Origin of the sequence: Stenotrophomonas sp. Marseille-Q5258 (genome assembly GCF_946900935.1) — a bacterium.
GTDB classification, from domain to species: domain Bacteria; phylum Pseudomonadota; class Gammaproteobacteria; order Xanthomonadales; family Xanthomonadaceae; genus Stenotrophomonas; species Stenotrophomonas nematodicola.
The window spans coordinates 42313-66604 of record NZ_CAMPPN010000009.1 but is presented as its reverse complement, the minus strand read 5'-3'; the positions used below and the strand labels follow the sequence as shown (position 1 = coordinate 66604).

The window sequence follows — 24292 nt, the reverse complement described above, 5'->3', positions numbered from 1 at the left end:
GCTCAGACCTGCGATTCGCCGGGCGACAGGGTCAGCACGTCCACGCCGGTCTCGGTGACCGCGATCATGTGCTCCCACTGCGCCGACAGCTTGCGGTCCTTGGTCACCACGGTCCAGCCATCCGGCAGCACCTTGTTGTAGCGGGTGCCCTCGTTGATCATCGGCTCGATGGTGAAGGTCATGCCGGGCTGCAGCACCAGCCCCTGGCCCGGGCGGCCGTAGTGCATCACCTGCGGTTCGTCGTGGTAGATCTTGCCGATGCCGTGGCCGCAGTACTCGCGCACCACGCTGAACCGCTCGGCTTCGGCATAGCTCTGGATCGCATGGCCGATATCGCCCAGCGTCGCGCCCGGCTTGACCGCACGGATGCCGCGCCACATCGCTTCATAGGTGGTGTCGACCAGGCGCCTGGCCATCACCGACGGGGTGCCGACGTAATACATGCGGCTGGTGTCGCCGTGCCAGCCGTCCTTGATCACGGTGACGTCGATGTTGACGATGTCGCCGTCCTTGAGGACCTTGGCTTCGCTGGGAATGCCGTGGCAGATGACGTTGTTCACCGACGTGCAGACGGTCTTCGGGAAGCCCCGGTAGCCGACGTTGGCCGGCGTGGCCTTCTGCACGTTGATGATGTGGTCGTGGCAGATGCGGTCCAGCGCTTCGGTCGTCACGCCCGGCTTGACGTGCGGGGTGACGATGTCGAGCACCTCGCTGGCCAGACGGCCGGCGATGCGCATCAGTTCGATTTCCTGGGGAGTTTTCAGATTCACGCTCATGGCGACCATTATCGCCGATCCGGAGCCAGACTGAACGGGGCCGGCGGGAACGCCGACAGCCGAGGTTGGGCTGGCTGACCGGGGCCGCCGTGCACCGGGGAGGCCGCGTGAACGCAAAAAACGCCAAATCCGGCCAGAAATCCTCACGTTTCCCCGACAACCCCGCTTCTATAAGCAGGGTAGCGCCCGCCCGGCGCCCGTCCCTGCAGTACGTCAGCATCGACCTGATCATCCAGGACCCCCGTCCAAGGAGAATGCCCATGCGATCCCTGCGTCCCCTGCTCGTCGGTGTCGGCCTGGCGGCCCTGTCCACCCCCGCCCTGGCCGCCGATACGACCACCTTCAACGTCAAGATCATCATCACCAAGGCCTGCACGATCACGGCGGCAGCCGCCACGGACGTGGATTTCGGCAGTGCGCTGTCCACCGCCACCAGCCCCTCCAACGCCCAGGGCACGATCACCGCCCAATGCTCGGCCTTGACGCCCTACACCATCGCGCTCAACGCCGGCTCCAACGCGGGCACGGCCAATGACGTCACCACCCGGCGCATGAAGAACACCAATGCGGCGGTGACCACCAACAATTTTGTCGGCTACCAGCTGTACCAGGATGCCGGCCACAACACCGTGTGGGGTGCCACCGCCGGCACCAACACCGTGGCCGGCATCGGAACCGGCCTGCCGCTGGCCTACAACGTGTACGGCCAGATCGCCAATCCCAGCGTCAACAACGCCGCTACCGGCAGCTATCAGGACACCGTCACCGCCACCATTTCCTACTGAGGTTGCCATGCTGACTTTCGGACCGGGGCGCCCACGGCGACCCACGGCGTCGGCATGGCGGGCGTTGCCTTGGCTGTGGCTCGGCATCGCCGGCATGGTCCACGCCGCGAGCCTGCAGGTCGCGCCGACCTCGCTGCAGCTCACCCCTGGACAGAATGCGGACGCGTTGTGGGTCAGCAACAGCGGCACCTCGCCGGTGGACGTGCAGGCGCGCGTATTCCGCTGGACGCAGCGCGATGGCAAGGACGCGCTCGAGCCCACCACCGAGCTGGCAGTGAGCCCGCCGATGCAGTCGCTGGCCGCCGGCCAGCAGCAGCTGATACGGGTGGTGCGCGTGCAGCCGGAAGCGCCCGCTGCGCAGCTCGCGTATCGGGTGATCGTCGATGAGGTACCAACGCTCGACCCGGCCCGCCGGGGCATGCAGTTCGTACTGCGCTACTCGCTGCCGGTGTTCGTGCAGCCGGCCGGCGGACAACCGCCGGCCCCGGACCTGCAGGCCAGCGTGGTCGATCTCGGCGCGGGGCGCATCGCGCTGCAGGTGCATAACCGCGGCAACAGCTATGCCCAGATCGCCGACCTCGCCGTGGGCGACCCCGCGCGACCGCAGATCGTGCAGCCGGGCCTGCTCGGGTATGTACTGAGCGGCCAGACCATGCGCTGGCCCCTGGAACTCACCGCAGCCCGGATGGCGGGCGGCACGCTTTCGGCGAAGATCAATGGCGAGCAGGCCCAGACCCCGCTCCCCCTTGCGCCACCGTCTCGCTGAGGCGTGCGTGCGGATGGCGCTGGCTGCAAGCCTGTTGCCCCCGGCCGCGAGCGCGGCGGAGGCCGATATCGGCGCGTCCGGCGACGCCATGCTGCCGGCACCCACGCCGTTGACGGCAACGCAGACGCTGTATCTGGATGTGACCCTCAATCGCAGTCCACGCGGTCTGCTGCCGTTCTCGCTGGACGCCGGCCGCCTGATGGCCCCGGCCTCCACCCTGCGCCAGCTCGGTTTCAGCGTGCGGGGTGAGGCCCCGCTGCCACTGGATGCCCTGGGCGGCGTTGTGGTGCGCTACGACGCTGCGCTGCAGACCTTGGCGCTGGACGCGCCGCTGTCGCAGCTGACCCTGCCCACCACCCTGCTGGAACGCGCGGCAGCGCCCACGCCGGTGGCCAGCGCGTCGCCGGGCGCCCTGCTCAATTACGACGTGTATGCCAGCCACAACCAGGATGCGGGCAACCTGGCCCTCACCACCCAGTGGCGCGTGTTCGGCCTCGGCCGTGGCGTGCTGGAAAGCACCCAGTTGCTGCGCACCTACCAGGAAGGCCGCAGTGGCCACTGGCGCGGCGAAAGCGTCCGTCTGGACAGCCACTGGGAACTGGACTTCCCCGACAGCGCCACGACCTTGACCGTGGGCGACTTCTTCAGCGGGTTCGTCGACTGGAGCCGCCCGGTACGCATGGGCGGCGTGCAGATCGGCCGCAACTACGGACTGCAGCCCTACCGTGTGCTCACCCCCACGCCCACCTTCCTTGGCGAGGCGGTGGTGCCCTCCAGCGTGGAGCTGTACGTGGACGGACTGCGTCAGTACAACGGCGAGGTCCCGGTGGGGCCGTTCCAGCTCGCCGCCCAGCCCGGCATCAGCGGGGCCGGCAACGCGCAGGTGGTGATCACCGACGCCTACGGGCGCATGCAGACCGTGGACTTCGCCTTCTACGGCGCCCAGCAGCTGCTCGCCAAAGGCCTCACCGACTGGTCACTGGGCGTGGGCCGGATGCGCCGCGAATACGGCATCCACTCCTTCGCCTACGACACCCCGGTGCTGGTCAGCGGCACCTGGCGCCACGGTGTCAGCAACCGCTTCACCGCCGAGGCCCACGCCGAAGGCGGTGGCGGCGTGGCCAACGCCGGCGCCGGCGGCTGGTGGCTGCTGGGCCCCGGCGGCGTGTTCAACGCAGCGTATGCCGGCAGCCGTGTGAACGGTCGCGAGGGTGGCCAGTGGGCGCTGGGCTACAGCTGGAACAACCGGCGCGTCAACGTCAATGCCGCCACCCGCCGCACCCACGGCGACTACCGCGACCTGGGCGCCCTGCAGGAGGCCCTGCCCCCCGATGTCACCGACCAGCTCACCCTGGGCCTGACCCTGGGCCGCGCCGGCGCGATCAGCGCAAGCTACCTGCGGTTGTCCTATCCCGACGGTGACGACAACCGCTACGCCAGCCTGTTCTGGAACAAGACCTTCTCGGCGCGCTGGTCTGCCTACCTGTCCTTCAACCAGGACCTGTCCGACCGTGACGACCGCAGCGTCTACCTGTCGGTGTCGGCCAGCCTGGGCCGCAACCGACAGAGCAGCGTGTCGGCCCAGCGCAACGGCGACCGCCGTCTGTATGCCGTGGATGTCTCGCAACCGGTTCCGGGGGACGGCAGCCAGGGTGGGTTCGGCTGGCGGCTGCAGGCCCGCGATGGCGACGGTGGTGCCGGCGGACTGGCCGAACTGGGCTGGCTGAACCGGGTGGGCCGCTACGCACTCGGCGCCTCGCGCCAAGGCGATGCCAACTTCGCTTATGCCAATGCCGCCGGCAGCCTGGTCTGGATGGGGGGCCATGCCTTTGCCGCACGCGAAGTGCCGGATGCGTTCGCGGTGGTTTCCACCGATGGTATCGGCGGCATCCCGGTGCGCCTGGAGAACCGACTGATCGGGGTGACCGATGCCAACGGCCTGCTGCTGGTCACCCCGCTGCTGTCCTGGCAGCGCAACCGCCTCTCCATCGACACCCTCGACCTGCCGGCCGAGATGCGCGCCGACCGGGTGGACACCTGGGTGACGCCGCGCCAGAACGCCGGACTGGGCGTTGCCTTCGGGCTGCGGCGCACCCGCCAGGCCACCGTGGTACTGCACGATCCGCTGGGCCTGGCCCTGCCCCCGGGCAGCCGCGTGCACCTGCCCGATGGCCGCCAGACCATCGTGGGCTATGACGGCGAGGCCTACCTCGACGATCTGCCTGCGCAGAGCCGCCTGCGCGTGGAGACAGAGACCGGCCGCTGCGAGGTCGAGGTCGCGGTGGTCGGCACGGCCGACGGTACGCCCCTGCGCATCGGCCCGCTGCGCTGCCTGCCGGTGCCCCCATGAGCAGCGCCTGGCACAGCGGACTGCCGCTGGCGGCGCTGCTGGCGTGCCTGTGGCTGGTACCGGCGCCTGCGCGGGCAGCCACCACCTGCACCGCGACCGCCCCGGGCGCGCTCGCCTTCGGCACCATCACCAATGGCGCAGCGGCGCCGACCAATGTGATGGTGTCGTTCAAGATCCAGTGCAGCACCGTCGGCCTGTCCCTGCTCGCCGACGCGTCGGTCCGGGTCTGTGTCGGCATCGGAACCGGCAGCACGGGCACCACCCTGTCCCCGTTCCGCGGCATGACCAACACCTTCGGCGACACCATGTCGTTCCAGCTCTACACCAATGCCGCGCGCACCATCCCGTGGGGACTGCTGCCGGGCGGAACGCCCCCGGCGCAGGTCGTCGATCTGAAGTACCCGGTGCCTGTCCTGGGTGGCAATGGCGAAGTCACATTGACCCTCTACGGCCAGATCCCGGCCAACCAGGCGCTGGCCTTCGGCAGCTACACCAGCAGTTTTTCCGGCAGCGCGGTCACCCTGGAATACGCCTACAACGAAGTTCTCCTGGGCGGCTCGACCACCCCGGCGACCTGCACCGCCGGCACCACCGGGCACAAGACCGCCACCGACGCCTTCCCGTTCACCGTGACCGCCAACGTGCTCGCGCAATGCAGCGCCACGGTCGCCACCGACATGGACTTCGGCAGCCGCGCCGGCAGCATCGCCAGCGCGATCGACCAGACCTCCACCATCACCACCACCTGCCTGAAGCGCACGCCGTTCACGGTCGCGCTGGACAACGGCCTGTATGCCGGTGGCACCAGCGTGCGGCGGATGCGGCACGTCACCAACGCCGCCTACACCATTCCCTATGAGCTGTACCGCGACAGCGCGCGCACCCTGCGCTGGGGCACTACGCAGAACGTGGACACCCTTGCCCAGACGGGCACCGGCAGCGCGCAGCCGATCACCGTGTACGGCCGCGCACCGGCCACGGTCGGTGCGGTGGCCGAAGGCAGCTACAACGACCGCGTCCAGGTCACCATCACGTTCTAGGCCGGTGGCGTTCCCTCAAGCATGGCGCCACAACGCCGATAACCCCGTCGCCCTCCCTGTTGTCGACGTGGATGATCCGCCGCCGTTCCGTCCCGCTGCTGGCGCTGAGCCTGCTCGCCAGCCTGGCCGTCCCCGCGGCCTTGTGCGCCCCCGCCACGCCCCTGCGCATCACCCTGCGGGTCGTCGAGGCATGCCGTCTGCCGTCCGGCCCGGCGACGGACGCCTGTCAGGCGGCCCACCAGCGCAGCGATGATGGCACCCCGCCACCTGCGCAGGTGCAGGCACTGGCCCCGGCCGATGAAACGGCACCGCCCGGCCCGGAGCGCGCATGGCCTCCCACCTTCATCTTCTGATCGCGCCGCGGGCGGCGCTGCTTGCCGTGCTGGCAGGGCTGCTGTCCGGCGTCGCAGCGGGCCAGGCGCTGGAGATCGCGCCGCTGCAGGTCACCCTCCCCGCCGGCAGCGCCGACGGCGAACTCTGGCTGCACAATACCCACCCGGGCGCATGGACGGGCCACGCACGGCTGTATCGCTGGGAGCAGATGCCCGACCGGGAGCTGCTGACCCCGGCCGATGACGTGGCCTTGAGCCCGACCCGGCTCACCATTGCCCCGGGCGGCCGGCAGCGGCTGCGCGTGGTGCGGCTGGACAGCGGCCCGCTGGCGCAGGAGCGCAGCTACCGGCTGCTGCTCCGCGCAGGGCCGGACAGCCCGCCCCTGCAGGTCTCGCTGCCGGTGTTCCTGGCCCCGGACGGCGACGCGGCAGGTCCGCCCGCCCTGACCGTGCAGCTCGGCGACGCCCTGCCCGGCCCGTCCCTTCGGCTCTACAATGACGGCCCTCGCCATGTCCGCCTGGCCGACCTGGCCTTCGTGGACCCCCACGGCCGGCGCCACCCGCTGATCCCCGGCCTGGCCGGCTACGTCCTGCCGGGCCGGATGCGCCAATGGTCCCTGCCGGCCCGGGCGGACGGCTACCACCGCGGCCGTTTCCAGGCCCGCCTGGACGATGCCGCCCAGGCCGATCTGGCCCCGGCCACCCCGCCAATTGCGCCGGCCGCCGCAGCCGGGCTATAATCGACGGGATTTCCCGCGCTCTTCGCGTGAAAACCGTCCACACCGGACGTCACCGGTGAATCCACACCTGTCGTCCCCATCCGTGCCGGGGTGCTCCGCAAGGAGTTCGGCCACGGAGACGACCGGGAAGCCCAACCCCGGAACCACCCGCCTCACGGCGGACCGCCCATCTATTACCCGTGGCGGCCGGTTCCCACTCAGGAGTATTGCAATGCCCCAGGTCACCATGCGTCAGATGCTGGAAGCCGGCGTCCACTTCGGCCACCAGACCCGTTACTGGAACCCCAAGATGGGCCAGTACATCTTCGGCGCCCGCGGCAAGATCCACATCATCAACCTGGAAAAGACCGTTCCGCTCTTCAATGACGCGATGAACTTCATTTCCAGCATTGCCCAGAAGCGCGGCACCATCCTGTTCCTGGGCACCAAGCGCAGCGCCCGCGAGTCGATCCGCGAAGAAGCCGAGCGTTGCGGCATGCCGTTCATGAACCAGCGTTGGCTGGGCGGCACCCTGACCAACTTCCGTACCGTCAAGCAGTCGGTTGCCCGCCTGAAGGAACTGGAAGCCGGCGAAACCGACGGCAGCTTCGACAAGCTGGTCAAGCACGAAGTGCTGGGCCTGCGTCGCGAGCGTGACAAGCTGGAAGCCTCGCTGGGCGGCATCAAGGACATGAACCGTCTGCCGGACGCGATCTTCGTCATCGACATCGGCCACGAAGACATCGCCATCAAGGAAGCCAAGAAGCTCGGCATCCCGGTGATCGCTGTCGTCGACACCAACTACAACCCGGAACTGGTCGACTACGCGATCCCGGGCAACGACGACGCCATCCGCGCTGTGCAGCTGTACGCCCGCGCCGCTGCCGACGCCGTGCTGGAAGGCAAGGCTGCTGCGCCGCACGCCGCCACCGTCCGTGAAGAAGAGTTCGCCGAAGCCGCGGCCGCCGAAGAAGGCAAGCCGGCTCGTCGCGCTCCGGCCAAGAAGGCCGCTGCCGACAAGGGCGAAGCCCAGGCCTGATCCAGGCCCCTGGTGGGCGCCACGCGCCCACCGATCCTGTCCGCTGCCGACGGCGCGACGACAGGACACTGTCACACGGGCCGGCCACCATGCCGGCCCAACCCCTTTCTTTCGTGAGGAAATCCCGTGGAAATCACTGCTTCCCTGGTCAAGGAACTGCGCGAGCGCACCGGCGCCGGCATGATGGAGTGCAAGAAGGCACTCACCGAAAATGGCGGCGACATCGACGCCTCGGCCGAATGGCTGCGCAAGTCGGGCCTGGCCAAGGCCGACAAGAAGGCTGACCGCGTTGCTGCCGAAGGCATCATCGTTGCCGCCCAGGACGGCAACAAGGCCGTGCTGGTCGAGATCAATTCCGAAACCGACTTCGTCGCCAAGGACAGCAACTTCCTGGACTTCTCCAAGGCCGTTGCCGCCACCGCCCTGAGCTCGGGCGCTGCCGACATCGACGCGCTGAAGGCCGCCAAGCTGCCGACCGGCGAGACCATCGAAGAAGCCCGCGCCGCCGTCATCGCCAAGGTCGGCGAGAAGGTCGACGTGCGTCGCATCGTGCGTCTGGAATCGACCAACAACGTCGCTGCCTACGTGCACGGCGGCCGCATCGGTGTGCTGGTTGAACTGGCCGGCGGCGACGCCGAGCTGGCCCGTGGCCTGGCCATGCACGTGGCTGCCATGAACCCGCCGCACAACAAGGCGGCCGATGTGCCGGCCGACTTCGTGGCGAAGGAAAAGGAAATCGAACTGGCCAAGATGTCCGACAAGGACAAGTCCAAGCCGGCCGACATCCTGGAAAAGATCATCAGCGGCAAGATCGCCAAGATCGTCAACGAAGTGACCCTGTACGGCCAGCCGTACGTGCTGGACACCAACCAGTCGGTCGAGCAGGTGCTGAAGGCGGCCGGCGGCGACGTGGTCGGCTTCAAGCGCCTGGCCGTTGGCGAAGGCATCGAGAAGGTCGTGGAAGACTACGCGGCCGAAGTGATGAAGCAGGCCGGTCTGGCCTGATCCATCGCCTCCAGCGCGATAACGAAAAAGCCCGGCTGACGCCGGGCTTTTTTTTTGCTCCACGCCTCTGCGCGTGACATCGCCGCCGTTGACGTTGCAGCGCCCCTCAGCCCTTGGACTGGAACGACACTTCTTCGTAGGGCTGCACCACCACCCAGCCTTCGCCGGCGAACTTCATCTGCAGACTCTCGCCCGAGCCGCGACCGACCAGCGTGCCCAGCGACACATCCGCCACCACCTCCGGCGACAGCGAACCCGACCACGCCACCGTCGCGTTCGGATCGGTGAACACCGGCCCGCCCTGCGCCGTCACCCGCAGCGTCATCGGCTCGTAGTGCGACGTCACGGCCACGATGCCGTGCCCGCTCAACCTGATGTTGAACAGCCCGCCGGACAGCATCCCCGCCACTTTCTTCATCATCGTGATCTTCGACTCGATCCCGGTTTCGAAGGCCAGCACATCGTTGCCGTTGACGAAGATCGACTCGCCCGCCAACCGCAGCAGCGTCACCTTCTTGCCCGCATCGGCCAGGTACACCCGCCCCTGCCCTTCCACCTTCATCAGTTGCAGGCCTTCGCCGCTGACCATCTTCTTCAGCAGCGTGCCCAGCCCCTGCTCCAGGATGCCCTGGCGGGTGAACTTCACCCCGCCCTTGCGCGCCACCATCGACCCCGCCTTGGCCCACACCAGACCATCGACACGCACCTCCAGCATCCGCGGGCTTTCCAGCTCGAACGCGTCGGCGCTCACATCCTTTTCCTGCGTGGTGGACAGAAACTCCTGAAGCGACTTCACGGTCATGGGGACAACGTCCTTGAGATTGAGACCGCGAATGGTAGCGCCCACCGCCCCAACGGCGCACGCCTTCGAACCGCAGGCCCCCACCTCTCACCCGCCACTCCCCCATTCGTCGGCGGATGTGTTACCAAAGAACCTGTCGCGCCTGCCCCCTGCAGTCTGCCCACTGGTTTTGCCTTGCATGGCGCCTCGGCGCACCATTGCCAACGCCAGTTTCCATAACAACGCAAGAATCCACGATCAAATCTGTGACGCACACCATGTATTCTTGCCACAACACATCAATAGCCCCGCCATGCCTCCCGAGCTGACAGCCGCCCTGGCGCTCTGCCGCAACCTGCCCTCGCCACCCGGTATCGCCTTGCGCATCATCGAGCTGGCGCAGGACCCGGAAGCGGACATCACCACTGCCGCCGACATCATCGCCATCGACATGGCGTTGAGCGCGCGCATGCTGCGCATCGCCAACTCGCCGCTGTACGCCAGCCGCCGCCGGATCGAGAACCTCGGCCAGGCACTGACCATGCTCGGCCTCAACGCCACCGTCAGCCTCGCCCTTGGCTTCACCGTGACCCAGGGGCTCACCGGCCCGGGCGAAGGCCAGGACCTGCGCGAACGCGCATGGCGACGCAGCATTCTCAGCGCCCTCGCCGCCAGCCTGCTCGGCCAGGCGCGGGGTCTGCGCAAGGCCGAAGAGCTGATGCTGGCCGGCCTGCTGCAGGACATCGGCGTGCTTGCGCTGGCCCAGGCCGAGCCGGAACGCTATCTGCCCCTGCTCCGCCAGGCCGCCGACAACGACGCGCTGGTGGCACTGGAACGTGAACACCTCGCCTGCAGCCATGCCGACGTAGGCGCCTGGATCGCCGAAGCGTGGGCCTTGCCGCGCTACCTGGTGGAGAGCATCGCGCGCAGCGAGCAGCCCGAGGCCACCGAAGACACCTTCCAGGCCTGCGTCGCCGTCTCGGGCGCGGTAGCCGACATCTGGCTGAGCCGCGACGCCGATGCGGCCCGCGAACACGCCCTGCAGCTGGTCAATACCCGGCTGCAGCTGGACAGCGCCCAGTTCGACCAGGTCCTGGCGCGCATCAGCGAAGCGCTGCCGGACATCGGCGCCCTGTTCGAGACCACCCTGTTCTCCCCGGCGCGCGTCCAGCAGCTGATCGACCACGCCCAGGAACTGGCCACCCTGCGCAACCTGCGCGAGATGCAGGACGCCGCCCAGGCCCGCAAGCGCGCCGATGAATTCGAGGCGCGCGCCAACCGGCTGGCCGAGCAGGCCCATCGCGATGCCCTGACCGGCGTCCTCAACCGCCGCCAGCTCGAGGCCGTGCTGGAACAGGAGTTCCTGCGCGCCACCCGGCACGGCTGGCCCCTGTCGGTGGCCTTCATCGACCTGGACGACTTCAAGAAGATCAACGATGCCCACGGCCACCTGATGGGCGACCAGGTCCTGCGCATGTTCGCCAGCAAGCTGCAGGAGCAGCTCCGCAACAGCGACACCGTGGCCCGCTTCGGCGGCGAGGAGTTCATCGCCCTGCTGCCCAACACCACCGAACCGGTGGCCCTGGAAGTGGTACGCCGGGTCCTGGCCAACATCGTCAACACGCCGATGGCCGAACTGGAGGGAGGCCCCCTGTTCGTGACCTTCTCGGCCGGCGTGGCGACCCAGGGCGGTTACGAGCGTTTTGCCGATGTTCAGGACCTGCTGAAGGCCGCCGACGACGTGCTGTACCGCTCCAAGAACCTGGGCCGCAACCGCGTCATCGCTCGCTCCCCGAGCTCCGCCCCGGCCTGAACGGGGCCGTGACGACAGGCCCCCGGCGGTCCCGCCACGGACGCCGCAGTGCAGCAAAATAATCCTGCTCCGCGGCCCGGCTTCCAGTAGAATTCCCGCGTTTTCCACGCATCCAGAGGCCACCATGTCCAATCTCACCTATCGCCGCATCCTGCTGAAAGTTTCCGGGGAGGCGCTGATGGGAGACGAGGACTACGGCATCGACCCCAAAGTGATCCACCGGCTGGCGCGTGAAGTGCTCGAGGCCCAGCAGGCCGGGGCTGAAGTCGCCCTGGTCATCGGCGGCGGCAACATCTTCCGCGGCGCCGGCCTGGCCGCAGGCGGCATGGACCGCGTCACCGGCGACCAGATGGGCATGCTCGCCACGGTGATCAACGCGCTGGCCATGCAGGATGCGCTGGAAAAGCTCGGCGCCAAGGCGCGCGTGATGAGCGCGATCAAGATCAACGATGTGTGCGAGGACTACATCCGCCGCCGCGCCATCCGGCACCTGGAAAAGGGTCGCCTGGTGATCTTCGCCGCCGGTGTCGGCAGCCCGTTCTTCACCACCGACTCCGGTGCCGCCCTGCGCGCCATCGAGATCGGCGCGGATCTGCTGTTGAAGGCCACCAAGGTCGATGGCGTCTACGACAAGGACCCCAACAAGTACAGCGATGCCGTGCGCTTTGACACGCTGAGCTACGACGAAGTGATCCGCCGCGGCCTGGAAGTGATGGATACCGCCGCCTTCGCACTGGCGCGCGACAGCGACCTGCCGCTGCGCGTGTTCGACATGGGCCAGCCGGGCGAACTGCTGAAGATCCTGCACGGCGAGAACATCGGCACCCTGGTGCAGGGCCGCGACAGCGCTGCCTGACCCCCGCCGCCCCCGGCAAACGGCACCGATTCCGCAACCGCAGCCCACGCAGCGGCGCGGAACTGGTGCCGATGGGCCCGGTATCGGCCCGTATTCGCCTATAATCGCCCGATTCCAGTTACATCCAGGATTCGGGCGATGCTCAACGATATCAAGCAGGACGCGCAGACGCGCATGGCAAAGAGCATCGATGCTCTGAAGCACACCCTCACCTCCATCCGCACCGGCCGCGCATCGCCGTCGCTGCTGGACCGGATCACCGTCAAGGCCTACGGCACCGACACGCCGCTCAACCAGGTCGCCTCGATCAGCGTCTCCGAGGGCCATTCGCTGGTCATCACGCTGTTCGACAAGGGCATGATCAAGGACGTCGAGAAGGCCATCTACGCCTCCGACCTCGGCCTGACCCCGAACGTGGCCGGCACCGTGATCCGCCTGAACCTGCCGCCGCCGACCGAGGAGCGCCGCAAGGAGCTGGGCAAGCAGGTGCAGAAGGAAGGCGAAGGCGCCAAGATCGCCATCCGCAACATCCGCCAGGACGCCAACAAGGCGATCGCCGCGCTGCTCAAGGACAAGTCGATCAGCGAAGACGACAAGAAGCGCGGTGAAGACGACATCCAGAAGCTGACCGACAAGTCCATCAAGGACGTCGACAGTGTCGTGGCAGAGAAAGAAAAGGAACTGATGGCGGTCTGAGCCCCCATGACCTCAGCCCCGTCCAGCGGCACTGCCGCGCCCCTGCCCCGCCACCTGGCCATCATCATGGATGGCAACGGGCGCTGGGCACAGAAGCGTCGTCGCCCGCGCGTGATCGGCCATCGTGCCGGCGCGCGCGCGGTCAATCGCACCATCGACTTCTGCCTGGAGCGCGGCATCGCCGTGCTGACCCTGTTCGCCTTCTCCAGTGAGAACTGGGGGAGGCCGCAGGAGGAAGTGGATGCGCTGATGAAGCTGTTCCTCAATGCGCTCGATCGCGAAGTGGACGAGCTGCACCGGCGCGGGGTCCGCGTACGCTTCATCGGCGACCGCCAGCGCTTCGGCGCCGGCCTGGTCAGCCGCATGCAGCTGGCCGAACAACGCACCGCCGACAACCGCGCGATGACCCTGAACATCGCGGCCAGCTACGGCGGCCGACAGGACATCGCGCAGGCCGCGCGCGACCTTGCCGCCGAAGTGGCGGCCGGTCGCCTGCTGCCCGAGCAGATCGACGAAGCCCTGCTCGGCAGCCGCATCGCGCTGGCCGACCTGCCGCCCCCGGATCTGTTCATCCGCACCGGCGGCGACACCCGCATCAGCAATTTCCTGCTGTGGCAGCTGGCCTATACCGAACTGTGGTTCACCGACGTGTTGTGGCCCGAGTTCGATGCCGCCGTCCTGCAGCAGGCCCTGGATGCCTACGCCGCGCGTGAACGTCGTTTCGGCCTGACCAGCGCCCAGATCGCCGCCCTGGCCACCGAGACCACGACCCCATGACCAGAACCCGAGTCATCGCCGCACTGATCATGGCGCCGGTCGCCATTGCGGCCATCCTGCTGCTGCCGACCCCGTGGCTGGCCGCCGCCGCCGCCGCCGTGTTCCTGATCGGCCTGTGGGAATGGCTGAAGCTGGCCGATGTCGACGACACCCTCGCCCGCACCGTGCTGCTGGTCCTGAACCTGGTGCTGATGGTGCTGATCGTGTGGGCCGGCGACGGCTCGCTGGTGCTGTACCAGATCGCCGCACTGATCGGCATCGGCTGGTGGGTGCTGGCCCTGGTATGGCTGCGCTTCTTCAACTTCGGCGCCAGCCCGAGCAGCCCGGCGCGTGCGCTCAAGCTGCTCGCCGGCACCCTGGCCATCGTCCCGGCCTGGGCCTCGCTGGTGCTGATCCATGCCAGCGGCAGCAACGGCCACCTGTGGCTGCTGACCGCGTTGGCGGTGGTGTGGGCGGCCGATTCGGGCGCCTACTTTGCCGGCCGCACCTTCGGCCGCACCAAACTGGCGCCGCGGATCAGCCCCAACAAGACCTGGGAAGGCCTGGGCGGCGGCATGGTCGCCGGCCTGCTGGTCGCGCTGGGCTTCGGTTTCATCGCCGGGGTCGAGAGCGGCCACCTGGTGGGCCTGACCATCACCGCTGTCGTCACCGTGTTCGCCTCGGTGCTGGGTGATCTGTTCGAGAGCCTGATCAAGCGCCACGCCGGCGCCAAGGACTCCGGCCACATCATCCCCGGCCACGGCGGCGTGCTGGACCGCGTCGACGGCGTGCTGGCCGCCCTGCCGGTCTTCGCCCTCGGCAAGGAAATCTTCGGATTCTGAGCATGACCAGCGTCAACACCCCCCGCCAGGTCGCCGTGTTCGGCGCCACCGGTTCGATCGGCGCATCCGCGCTGGACGTGATGGCACGCCATCCCGACCGGTATCGCGCCAGCGTGCTGGCTGCCGGCCGTCAGGTCGACGCGCTGGTCGCGCTGTGCGTGGCGCATCGGCCCGATCACGCGGTGATCGCCGACGCGACCCTGTATCCGGCCCTTCGCGCCGGCCTGCAGGCCGCCGGGCTGGCCACCGAAGCGCATGCCGGGGCGGCCGCACTGGATGCCCTGGCCGCCAGCGATGCCTGCGACACCCTGGTGGCGGCCATTGTCGGCGCGGCCGGGCTGTCGTCCACGCTGGCCGCAGCCCGGGCCGGCAAGCGCATCCTGCTGGCCAACAAGGAGTCGCTGGTGCTGGCCGGCGAACTGCTGATGCGCCAGGCTGCCGCGGCCGGCGCCGAGATCATCCCGATCGACAGCGAGCACAGCGCCATTTTCCAGTGCCTGCGCTCCTGTGACGCCAGCCTGGACGGGGCCGGCGTCCGCCGCATCATCCTCACCGCCTCGGGTGGCCCGTTCCGCGGCCGCCGCCGCGCCGAGCTGGCCGACGTCACTCCGGCCCAGGCCGTGGCGCACCCGAAATGGTCGATGGGGCCGAAGATCTCGGTCGATTCGGCGACGTTGATGAACAAGGGCCTGGAAGTGATCGAGGCCCACCACCTGTTCAACGTGCCCGGCGAGCGCATCGATGTGCTGGTGCACCCGCAGAGCCTGGTCCACTCGCTGGTCGAGTTCGTGGATGGGTCCACCCTGGCCCAGCTCGGCCTGCCGGACATGCGCACCACGCTGGCCGTCGGCCTGGGCTGGCCCCGCCGGATCGACTCGGGTGTCGGCGGGCTGGACCTGCTGACCCAGGGACGGCTGGATTTCGAGGCCCCCGACACCGACGCCTTCCCCTGCCTGAAGCTTGCGTGGCAGGCGATGGCCGCCGGCGGTACCGCGCCGGCCGTGCTCAATGCGGCCAATGAAGTGGCGGTTTCAGCGTTTCTTCAGGGTCGGATCGCTTTCCTTGCCATTCCGGCGCTGGTGGCTAACGCTCTGTCAACACTGTCGGTGGAGTCCGCCGATACACTGGAGGTCCTGCTGAGCGCGGACCGCCGTGCCCGCCAGATCACCGAAGCCGCCATCGACCCCGCCTGAATGCCCGACGCTCCCTCTTACTTTGCCATCGCTCATGGGTGACTTCATCGGATCGGTCTGGTGGATGATCGTCAGCCTTGGGCTGCTGGTGACCTTCCATGAGTTTGGCCACTACTGGGTCGCGCGCCGCTGTGGGGTGAAGGTACTGCGCTTCTCTGTCGGCTTCGGCCGGCCCCTGTGGATGCGCCGCAACCGCGCCGGCACCGAATTCGCGATTGCCGCCATTCCGCTCGGTGGCTACGTGAAGATGCTCGATGAGCGCGAGGTCGAGGTACCGCTGGCCGAGCGCTCGCAGGCCTTCAACAACAAGACCGTCTGGCAGCGGATCGCGGTCGTGGCCGCCGGCCCGCTGGCCAACCTGCTGCTCTGCGTGGCCCTGCTCTGGGCGATGTTCGTGATCGGTCGCCAGGACTATTCGGCCACCATCGGCCGCACCACGGGCATGGCCCAGGCCGCCGGCCTCCAGGCCGGCGACCGGGTGCTGCGGGTGGACGGGCGCGACGTCGTCACCGCCGGCGAGGCCAGCATGGCCCTGACCACGGCGGCGATGGACCGCAAGGACGCGCAGGTCGAGGTGCTGGACACCCAGGACCAGCAGCGCACCCGCCTCCTGCCGCTGTCACAGCTGCCGGCCGGCTTCGACGAGCGCCGTGTTCCGGTGCTGGCGGGCCTGAACTGGCAGTACTGGCTGCAGCCGGCACTGGTGGACAGCGTGGTGCCGGGCTCGGCGGCGGACGGCGTGCTGCTGCCGGGCGACCTGATCGTGGCCGTGGACGGCCAGCGCATCGAAGCGGCCGACCAGGTGCCGGCCCAGGTGCTGGCGCTTGGCCAGCGCGGTGGCGCGGGCATGATCGACGTGCTGCGTGCCGGTGAACGGCTGGCGCTCGAGGTCACCCCCCAGGCAGGCAAGGGTCCGCGCGGCCAGGCGACCTGGCAGCTCGGCATCGCCTTCCCGCAGGGCCATGCCCCGGCCTACGACGCCGAGCTGAAGTTCGGCCCGTTCGCCGCCGTGCCGGTGGCGCTGCGCGAAACCGCCCGCCTGGCCGGCGATTCGCTGGGCATGATGCGCCGCATCGTGACCGGCAACGCCTCCCTGAAGAACGTGTCCGGGCCGGTCACCATCGCCCAGGTGGCCAATGGCACGGCCAAGCGCGGGGTGGACTGGTTCCTGTATTTCCTGGCCCTGCTGTCGCTGAGCCTGTGCATCATCAACCTGCTGCCCATCCCCATCTTGGACGGCGGGCACCTGCTGTATTACCTTATTGAGTTGGTCAAGGGCAGCCCGCTCAGTGAGCGCGCCATGGCCGCCGGTCAGTACATCGGCCTGGCGCTGCTGGCGGGACTGATGGGATTGGCGTTCTACAACGACATCCTTGGTCTGGCCCAGCGATGAACTTTTTTCTTTTGTCGTCGTCTTACACGCCGGCATCCCGCAATGTTGAAATCGACTCCAACCGGACGTGACATGACGCGACTCCCCAATCGCCGCCTGCTTGCCCTCGCACTCGCCGCCGGTTTCGGCGCGCCCGCCCTGGCGCAGGCAGCCGAGCCCTTCACCGTCAGCGACATCCGTGTCGATGGTCTGCAGCGCATCACCTCCGGTACCGTGTTCACCTACCTCCCGGTGGAGCGTGGCGACACCCTGACCGACAACAAGGTCGGCGAGACCATCCGCGCCCTGTACAAGACCGGTTTCTTCGAAGACGTGCAGATCGACCGCCAGGGCAACATCATGGTGGTGACCGTGCGTGAGCGCCCGGCGATCAACAAGCTGACCGTCACCGGCAACAAGGACATCAAGAGCGACCAGCTGCTCAAGGGCCTGAGCGACATCGGCCTGACCGAGGGCGGCACCTTCGACCGCCTGAGCCTGGACCGCGTGACCCAGGAACTGCGCCGCCAGTACAACGATCGCGGCAAGTACAACGTCGACATCACCCCGACCGTGAGCCCGCTGGACCGCAATCGCGTGGACATCACCATCGCGATCAAGGAAGGCAAGGCCGCCAAGATCCAGCACGTGAACCTGGTGGGCACCGAGAAGTTCGCCTCCGAGGACATCCTGGAAACCTGGGAATCCAAGGAGCACAACTGGGCCTCGTGGTATCGCCGCGACGACCAGTACTCCAAGGAAAAGCTGTCCGGCGACCTGGAAAAGCTCAACTCCTGGTACCTGGACCGCGGCTACGTGGACTTCAGCATCGACTCCACCCAGGTGTCGATCAGCCCCGACAAGCGCGACATGTTCATCACCGCCGGCGTGACCGAGGGTGAGCAGTACAAGATTTCCGAGATCAAGGTCACCGGCGACACCATCCTGCCGCAGGAGGATGTCGAGCGCATGGTGATCCAGAAGTCCGGCGACACGTTCTCGCGTGCGCTGCTGGAATTCAGCTCGGATGCGATCACCAATTCGCTGTCCAACATCGGCTACGCCTTCGCCAAGGTCAACCCGATCCCGACCAGCAACCGCGCCGACCGTACCGTGGCGATCAACATGCAGGTCGTGCCGGGTCCGCGCGTGCAGGTGCGCCGCATCACGTTCAAGGGCAACACCCGCACCTCCGACGAAGTGCTGCGTCGCGAAATGCGCCAGTTCGAGAACAGCTGGTACTCGCAGGCCGCGATCGACCGCTCCAAGATCCGCCTGCAGCGCCTGGGCTACTTCGAGGCGGTGGACGTGGAAACCCCGCAGGTCACCGGCAGCAACGACCAGGTGGACGTGGTCTACAACGTCAAGGAAACCACCTCGGGCAGCTTCGTGTTCGGCCTGGGCTATTCGCAGTCCTACGGCATGACCACCTCGGTGCAGCTGTCGCAGAACAACTTCCTCGGCGGCGGCAACCGCGTGTCGGTCGAAGCCTCGCGCAGCAGCTACCTGCAGCGCTACGGTTTCTCCTACACCAACCCCTACTTCACCGATGACGGCGTCTCGCTGGGCTACAACCTGTCCTGGCGCGAACTGGACTACTCCGACTTCAACACCGCGCAGTACAACAGCACCAACGGTGCGGCGCAGATGATCTTCGGCGTGCCGATCACCGAGAACGACACCGTCTCGCTGATGTTCGGCATCGACAGCAACCAGATCACCACCTACCGGGAGGCCACGCCGGAAGCGATCATCGACTACATCAACGCGGTCGGCCAGCGCACGTTCCACTCCTGGCGTACCGAACTGGGCTGGGCGCGCGATACCCGCAACGACTACTTCATGCCCACCCGCGGTACCTACCAGCGCGTCGGCCTGGAGACCACGCTGCCGGGCTCGACGGTCGAGTACTACAAGCTGAACTACCAGTTCTCCAAGTACTGGCCGATCATGCCGTCGCTGGTGATCAACACCCGCGCGGAAATCGGCTACGGCGACAGCTACGGCAAGGACGTCACCCGCGACCTCTGCTACACCCCGCCCACCACCGACAACCCGAATCCGACGCAGACAGTGAACTGCAATACGTCCTCGCCGGACTACCGCAAGACCGTGACCGCCACGGGCCTGCCGTTCTACGAGAACTTCTACGCCGGCGGCACCAACTCGGTGCGCGGCTTCGAAGACAACACGCTGGGCCCGCGTTCGGAAGCCATCAACGGCTACAGCAACGGCCAGCCGCTGGGCGGTTCGCTGAAGACGGTCGGCTCGATCGAAGCGTACTTCCCGCGTCTGTTCGACAGCCCGTCGGCACGCATCTCGGCGTTCCTGGACTTCGGCAACGTGTACACCGGGGTGGACAACTTCAAGGCCAACGAGCTGCGCGTGTCCACCGGTGTGGCGCTGTTGTGGCGCGCACCGGTCGGTCCGATCTCGATCAGCTACGCCTTCCCGCTCAAGAAGGAAGACGGCGACGAAATCGAGCGTCTCCAGTTCACGTTCGGCGGCCAGTTCTAAGCGTCGGACGCATCAGCAGAAACGCCGGGCATGTCCCGGCGTTTCTGTTTTCGAGCCTCAAGCCGCAAAGCGAACGGCGAACGGCAGCGTTTCACCTGCTACGGGCTGGAGCCGCCGCCGGGTAGCCCCGCGCCGGGACGTCCGCCGCGAACCCGCCCCGACCCGCCCAAGCCAGACGTCCCTTCAGCCACACGCTGTTCGCCTGAATCCAACAGCAGCCGGGCACAGCCGGGGGGTACACAGCCCGTCGTACGCGCGTGGTGGATCAGGCCCGGAAAGGGCCGAACATGACCGAAGTCACGGCACACGGTAAACTTCCGGCGTGAATACTCCTTCCTATACCGCCCAGCAACTCGCCGAGCAGTTTGGCCTGCAGGTCCACGGTGATGGCAGCACCGCCATCCGTGGCGTGGCCACCCTTGCCCATGCCGGCCCCGGCCAGCTGACCTTCCTGGCCAACCCGCGCTACCGCGCCCAGCTGGCCGACAGCCAGGCCGGCATCGTGGTGCTGCGCGCCGAGGATGCCGAGGCCGCACCCGGCACCGCGCTGGTGGCCAAGGACCCGTACACGACCTTCGCCAAGATCGCCGCGCTGTTCGACATCGCGCCGACCCGTCCGCCAGGCATCCACCCCAGCGCGATCATCGATCCGGATGCGCAGGTGGCCGCCAGCGCCCACATCGGCCCGTTCGTCACCATCGGCGCGCGCAGCGTCGTCGGTGAGAACTGCATCGTCGGCCCCGGCAGCATCATCGGCGAGGACTGCACCCTGGACACCGGCTGCGAGCTGATCGCACGGGTGACCCTGGTGACCCGGGTCAAGCTCGGCAAGCGCGTGCGCATCCATCCCGGTGCCGTGCTCGGCGCCGACGGCTTCGGCCTGGCAATGGATGCCGGCCACTGGATCAAGGTGCCGCAGCTCGGCGGCGTGCGCATCGGCGACGACTGCGAGATCGGCGCCAACACCTGCGTGGACCGCGGCGCGCTGGAAGACACCGTGCTCGACAACGACGTGCGCCTGGACAACCTGGTGCAGATCGCGCACAACGTGCAGATCGGTGCGCACTCGGCCATCGCCGGCTGCACCGGCATCGCCGGCAGCGCCAAGATCGGCCGCTACTGCCTGCTCGGCGGCGCCGTCGGCGTGGTCGGCCACCTCGAAATCTGCGACAAGGTCGTCATCACCGGCAAGTCGGTGGTGCGCAACTCCATTCATGAGCCGGGCGAGTATTCGTCCGGCACCCCACTGACCGACAACCGCACGTGGCGCAAAAACGCCGCGCGCTTCAAGCAGCTCGATGCATTGGCCCGTCGCATCCTGTCTGTGAGCAAGGAGAAGGAATGAGCCACGAACAGAAGCTGCCGGACATCACCGAGATCCAGGCGTTGATCCCGCACCGTTACCCGTTCCTGCTGGTCGACAAGGTCGTGTCGATCGACTACGACAAGCGCACCATCGTCGCAACCAAGAACGTCAGCATCAACGAACCCTTCTTCCAGGGCCACTTCCCGGGCCAGCCGATCATGCCCGGCGTCCTGATCATCGAAGCGATGGCCCAGGCCGGTGGCGTGCTCACCCAGCTCACCCTGGGCCGCGATGCGCAGTCCAAGCTGTTCTACATGGTCAAGGTGGACAAGGCCCGTTTCAGCAAGCAGGTCGTTCCCGGTGACGTGCTGGAAATGCACGTGGAGATCAAGCGCGTGATCCGCAACATGGCCGTGTACGACTGCGTGGCCAAGGTCGACGGCGAGATCGTGGCGTGCGCCGAAGTACTGTGCGCCGGCACCCGCGAATGAGTCCGGCAGGAGACCTGCGATGAGCGACAACGCCCCCCTGATCCATCCCACCGCCGTGGTCGACCCGTCGGCCCGGCTGGCGCCCGATGTCCGCATCGGCGCGTTCAGCCTGATCGGTGCCGATGTCGAGATCGGCGCCGGCACCGAGGTCGGTCCGCACTGCTCCATCCACGGTCCGACCCGGATCGGCCGCAACAACCGTTTCATCGGCCACGCCGCGATCGGCGGCGAGCCGCAGGACAAGAAGTACACGGGCGAACGCACCGAGCTGGTGATCGGCGATGACAACGTCATCCGCGAGTTCGTCACCATCAACCGCGGCACCGCAGGCGGCGGCGGCATCACCACGGTTGGCAACGACAACTGGATGCTGGCCTACACCCACGTGGCGCACGACTGCCATGTCGGGGACCACTGCGTGTTCTCCAACAACACCACGTTGGCCGGCCACGTGACCGTGGGCGACTACGTGATCATCAGCGGCTTCGCCGGTGCCCATCAGTTCTGCCGGATCGGCGCGCATGCGTTCCTGGGAATGGGCGCGTTGACCAATGGCGACGTACCGCCGTTCACGATGGTGGGCAGCGATTCGCTGGGCCGACCGCGTGGCATCAACAGTGAAGGACTGAAGCGCCGCGGTTTCGACGCCGAGCGCATCGCCAGCATCAAGCGCGCTTACCGCACGCTGTATGTGGCCGGCCTGCCGCTGGCCGAAGCCAAGGTGCAGCTGGCCGAACAGGCGCTGCACAGCGCGGACGTGAAGGACCTGCTGGACTTCATCGAGCACGCCGAGAGGCCGCTGCTGCGATGACGGGACCGGGCGGGCCCCTTCCCACCGGCACGACCGCCGAGATCATCGAGCTCGCGGCGGTTGTGGGTGCGCTGGAGACCACCATCGTGGCCACGCCACGCGCATCCGACCGCCCGGTGCGGATCGCACTGGTCGCGGGCGAAGCATCCGGCGACCTGCTCGGTGCCGGCCTGGTCCGCGAACTGCGGCAGCGCTTCCCCAACGCCGAGTTCGCCGGCATCGGCGGCGATGCCATGCGCAGCGCCGGCTGCCAGACCTGGTTCGATGCCAGCGAGCTGGCGGTGATGGGGCTGACCGAAATCCTGCGCCACCTGCCGCGCCTGCTGAAGCTGCGCGCCGAGTTCCGCACGCGTGCGCTGGACTGGCGGCCGGATGTCTTCATCGGCATCGACGCCCCGGACTTCAACCTGGGCGTGGAGCGCTGGCTGAAGGAGCGCGGCATCACCACGGTGCACTACGTGAGCCCGTCGGTGTGGGCCTGGCGCGAGAAGCGGGCCGAGAAGATCGGCGCCAGCGCCGATCTGGTGCTTTGCCTGTTCCCGATGGAGCCGCCGATCTACGCACGGCACGGCATCGATGCGCGCTTCGTCGGTCATCCGATGGCTGACGACATTCCGTTGCAGAGCGACCGCGACGCGGCCCGCATGGCGCTGGGCCTGCCCGCCAACGCCAGCGTGCTGGCCGTGCTGCCGGGCAGCCGCCTGGGCGAGATCGGCAAGCTGGGCGAGGCGTTCTTCGAAGCCGCCTGGCAGGTGTCCGAGCGCATTCCCGGGCTGCATGTGGTGGTTCCGGCCGCCAATCCGGCCTGCCGCCAGCTGATCCAGGAACAGTTGTCGCGCTCGGCGCTGCCGGTGGCGCATTCGCACCTGCTCGATGGGCAGGCACGCGAGGCGATGATTGCCGCCGACGTGGTGGTGCTGGCCTCCGGCACCGCGACACTGGAAACCATGCTGGTCAAGCGCCCGATGGTGGTCGGCTACCGGGTGGCCGAGCTGACCTACCGCATCGTCAAGGCGCTGGGCCTGATCAAGGTCGACCGCTTCGCGTTGCCCAACATCCTGGCCGGCAAGGACCTGGCGCCGGAGCTGATCCAGCACGACTGCGTGCCGGACAAGCTGGCAGCCGCGATTCTGCAGTGGTTCGACCACCCGCAGCGTATCGCCGACCTGCAGGGCACTTACGCGCAACTGCATCTGCAACTGCGCCGTGACGCCTCGGCACGTGCCGCCGAGGCGGTGGCCGAGCTGCTGATGCGCCAGCCGCGCACAGGTGGGGCGGCGTGAGCCGCCGCCACGCTGCGGCCGCCTCGCTGGCGCTGTTCGATGGGGCGGCACTGGCGACAGTCGCACCGCGCTACGTCGCGGGCGTGGACGAAGCAGGGCGCGGCCCGCTTGCCGGTCCGGTCGCGGTGGCGGCCGTCGTGTTCTGCCCGGACCGCCCACGCCTGAACGGCCTGGACGACTCCAAGCAGCTGACGGCGCTCCGCCGCGACGCGCTGTTCGACAGGATCCAGCAACGTGCGCTGGCCTTCCACGTAGTGATGGTGGACGTGGCCGAGATCGACGCGCTCAACATTTACCAGGCCACGATGCTCGGCATGCGCCGCGCGGTCGAAGGCGTGGCGCACGTGGCGCAGTTCGCGCGCATCGACGGCAACGTGGTGCCCAAGGGCCTGCCCTGCCCGGCCCAGGCGCTGGTCGGCGGCGATGCGCTGGACCGCGCGATCATGGCCGCCTCGATCCTGGCCAAGGTCAGCCGCGACCGCTACATGCTGGCGCTGCACGAGCAGCACCCCGAGTACGGCTTCGACCAGCACAAGGGCTACGGCACCCCGGCCCACCTGGCCGCCCTGCGCACGCACGGCCCCTGCCCGCAGCATCGACGCAGCTTCGCGCCGGTTCGGGCGTGTTTCGATACCGAGCTGGTCGCGGTCCCGGGCTGAGCGCTTCACGGCCGACGCGGAGGCGTGCTGTGCCTCGGACCGGTCGTGCTTTCCGGGAGTGAGAGGTGCCGGGCATGGCTCAGCACGGCGTGGACGGGGCCGGC

22 protein-coding genes and 1 pseudogene are annotated in these 24292 nt (G+C 68.0%); 21 read left to right on the top strand and 2 right to left on the bottom strand.

Annotation, left to right across the window (positions count from 1 at the left end; translation table 11 throughout):
* Positions 1–2: 2 nt before the first annotated feature.
* Complete coding sequence (gene map / locus OC534_RS07135; RefSeq protein ID WP_026070700.1) at positions 3–776, bottom strand: type I methionyl aminopeptidase; 774 nt, start codon at positions 774–776, stop codon at positions 3–5.
* Between the two features lie 260 nt (positions 777–1036).
* On the opposite strand from map, the gene OC534_RS07130 reads away from it, so the two are divergent.
* From OC534_RS07130 to tsf, 8 genes are all read left to right on the top strand, one after another.
* Positions 1037–1561, top strand: a complete 525-nt coding sequence (locus OC534_RS07130; protein ID WP_017355581.1) for a spore coat U domain-containing protein — start codon at positions 1037–1039, stop codon at positions 1559–1561.
* A 7-nt stretch (positions 1562–1568) separates the two neighbouring features.
* Positions 1569–2327: a molecular chaperone gene (locus OC534_RS07125; protein WP_026070699.1), complete on the top strand. Its 759-nt coding sequence runs from the start codon at positions 1569–1571 to the stop codon at positions 2325–2327.
* A gap of 13 nt (positions 2328–2340) precedes the next feature.
* Positions 2341–4677, top strand: a complete 2337-nt coding sequence (locus OC534_RS07120) for a fimbria/pilus outer membrane usher protein (protein ID WP_262071607.1) — start codon at positions 2341–2343, stop codon at positions 4675–4677.
* Positions 4674–5717 (top strand): spore coat protein U domain-containing protein, encoded by a 1044-nt coding sequence (locus OC534_RS07115; RefSeq protein ID WP_136004253.1) that lies wholly within the window; start codon positions 4674–4676, stop codon positions 5715–5717. Before OC534_RS07120 ends, OC534_RS07115 begins: the two co-directional genes overlap by 4 nt.
* Positions 5718–5788: 71 nt before the next feature.
* Entirely contained in the window at positions 5789–6070 is a 282-nt protein-coding gene (locus tag OC534_RS07110; protein ID WP_136004255.1) for a hypothetical protein, read from the top strand.
* On the top strand, positions 6046–6789 hold the full coding sequence (locus OC534_RS07105; protein WP_262071606.1) for a fimbria/pilus periplasmic chaperone: 744 nt from the start codon (positions 6046–6048) through the stop codon (positions 6787–6789). Before OC534_RS07110 ends, OC534_RS07105 begins: the two co-directional genes overlap by 25 nt.
* 211 nt (positions 6790–7000) lie before the next feature.
* On the top strand, positions 7001–7807 hold the full coding sequence (rpsB, locus tag OC534_RS07100) for a 30S ribosomal protein S2 (protein WP_017355305.1): 807 nt from the start codon (positions 7001–7003) through the stop codon (positions 7805–7807).
* Between the two features lie 126 nt (positions 7808–7933).
* Positions 7934–8812: a translation elongation factor Ts gene (gene tsf / locus OC534_RS07095; RefSeq protein ID WP_017355306.1), complete on the top strand. Its 879-nt coding sequence runs from the start codon at positions 7934–7936 to the stop codon at positions 8810–8812.
* 106 nt (positions 8813–8918) lie between these two features.
* On the opposite strand, the gene OC534_RS07090 is transcribed toward tsf, so the two are convergent.
* The gene (locus tag OC534_RS07090) at positions 8919–9614 is read right to left on the bottom strand and encodes an AIM24 family protein (protein ID WP_017355307.1); all 696 of its coding nucleotides are present in this window, start codon (positions 9612–9614) and stop codon (positions 8919–8921) included.
* Positions 9615–9906: 292 nt separating this feature from the next.
* Between OC534_RS07090 and OC534_RS07085 the strand changes: the two genes are divergently transcribed.
* The 13 genes and pseudogenes from OC534_RS07085 to OC534_RS07025 all read left to right on the top strand — a co-directional run bounded on the left by OC534_RS07085 (position 9907) and on the right by OC534_RS07025 (position 24188).
* Positions 9907–11406, top strand: coding sequence for a GGDEF domain-containing protein (locus OC534_RS07085; protein WP_017355308.1), 1500 nt, complete (start codon positions 9907–9909; stop codon positions 11404–11406).
* A gap of 124 nt (positions 11407–11530) precedes the next feature.
* A complete protein-coding gene (pyrH, locus tag OC534_RS07080; protein WP_017355309.1) occupies positions 11531–12262 on the top strand; it encodes a UMP kinase in 732 nt (243 codons plus the stop codon).
* Between the two features lie 138 nt (positions 12263–12400).
* On the top strand, positions 12401–12958 hold the full coding sequence (frr, locus tag OC534_RS07075; RefSeq protein ID WP_017355310.1) for a ribosome recycling factor: 558 nt from the start codon (positions 12401–12403) through the stop codon (positions 12956–12958).
* Positions 12959–12964: 6 nt separating this feature from the next.
* Entirely contained in the window at positions 12965–13735 is a 771-nt protein-coding gene (gene uppS / locus OC534_RS07070; protein WP_017355311.1) for a polyprenyl diphosphate synthase, read from the top strand.
* Positions 13732–14556 carry a phosphatidate cytidylyltransferase gene (locus OC534_RS07065; RefSeq protein WP_017355312.1) on the top strand — a complete coding sequence of 275 codons (825 nt, stop codon included), beginning with the start codon at positions 13732–13734 and terminating at the stop codon, positions 14554–14556. The genes uppS and OC534_RS07065 overlap by 4 nt, the downstream gene beginning before the upstream one ends.
* A gap of 2 nt (positions 14557–14558) precedes the next feature.
* Positions 14559–15749 (top strand): 1-deoxy-D-xylulose-5-phosphate reductoisomerase, encoded by a 1191-nt coding sequence (locus OC534_RS07060; protein ID WP_017355313.1) that lies wholly within the window; start codon positions 14559–14561, stop codon positions 15747–15749.
* A 34-nt stretch (positions 15750–15783) separates the two neighbouring features.
* The gene (gene rseP / locus OC534_RS07055; RefSeq protein ID WP_136004259.1) at positions 15784–17142 is read left to right on the top strand and encodes an RIP metalloprotease RseP; all 1359 of its coding nucleotides are present in this window, start codon (positions 15784–15786) and stop codon (positions 17140–17142) included.
* Between the two features lie 72 nt (positions 17143–17214).
* Positions 17215–19638, top strand: coding sequence for an outer membrane protein assembly factor BamA (gene bamA, locus OC534_RS07050; RefSeq protein ID WP_017355315.1), 2424 nt, complete (start codon positions 17215–17217; stop codon positions 19636–19638).
* Positions 19639–19960: 322 nt separating this feature from the next.
* Positions 19961–20983, top strand: coding sequence for a UDP-3-O-(3-hydroxymyristoyl)glucosamine N-acyltransferase (lpxD, locus tag OC534_RS07045; RefSeq protein WP_017355316.1), 1023 nt, complete (start codon positions 19961–19963; stop codon positions 20981–20983).
* Positions 20980–21435: a 3-hydroxyacyl-ACP dehydratase FabZ gene (gene fabZ, locus OC534_RS07040; protein ID WP_136004262.1), complete on the top strand. Its 456-nt coding sequence runs from the start codon at positions 20980–20982 to the stop codon at positions 21433–21435. Before lpxD ends, fabZ begins: the two co-directional genes overlap by 4 nt.
* Before the next feature lie 19 nt (positions 21436–21454).
* The gene (lpxA, locus tag OC534_RS07035) at positions 21455–22246 is read left to right on the top strand and encodes an acyl-ACP--UDP-N-acetylglucosamine O-acyltransferase (RefSeq protein WP_017355318.1); all 792 of its coding nucleotides are present in this window, start codon (positions 21455–21457) and stop codon (positions 22244–22246) included.
* 110 nt (positions 22247–22356) lie between these two features.
* A pseudogene (gene lpxB / locus OC534_RS07030) lies at positions 22357–23529 on the top strand (lipid-A-disaccharide synthase); the annotation flags it as partial.
* Positions 23526–24188, top strand: a complete 663-nt coding sequence (locus OC534_RS07025) for a ribonuclease HII (protein ID WP_026070657.1) — start codon at positions 23526–23528, stop codon at positions 24186–24188. The pseudogene lpxB and the gene OC534_RS07025, both read left to right, overlap by 4 nt.
* Positions 24189–24292: the final 104 nt, after the last annotated feature.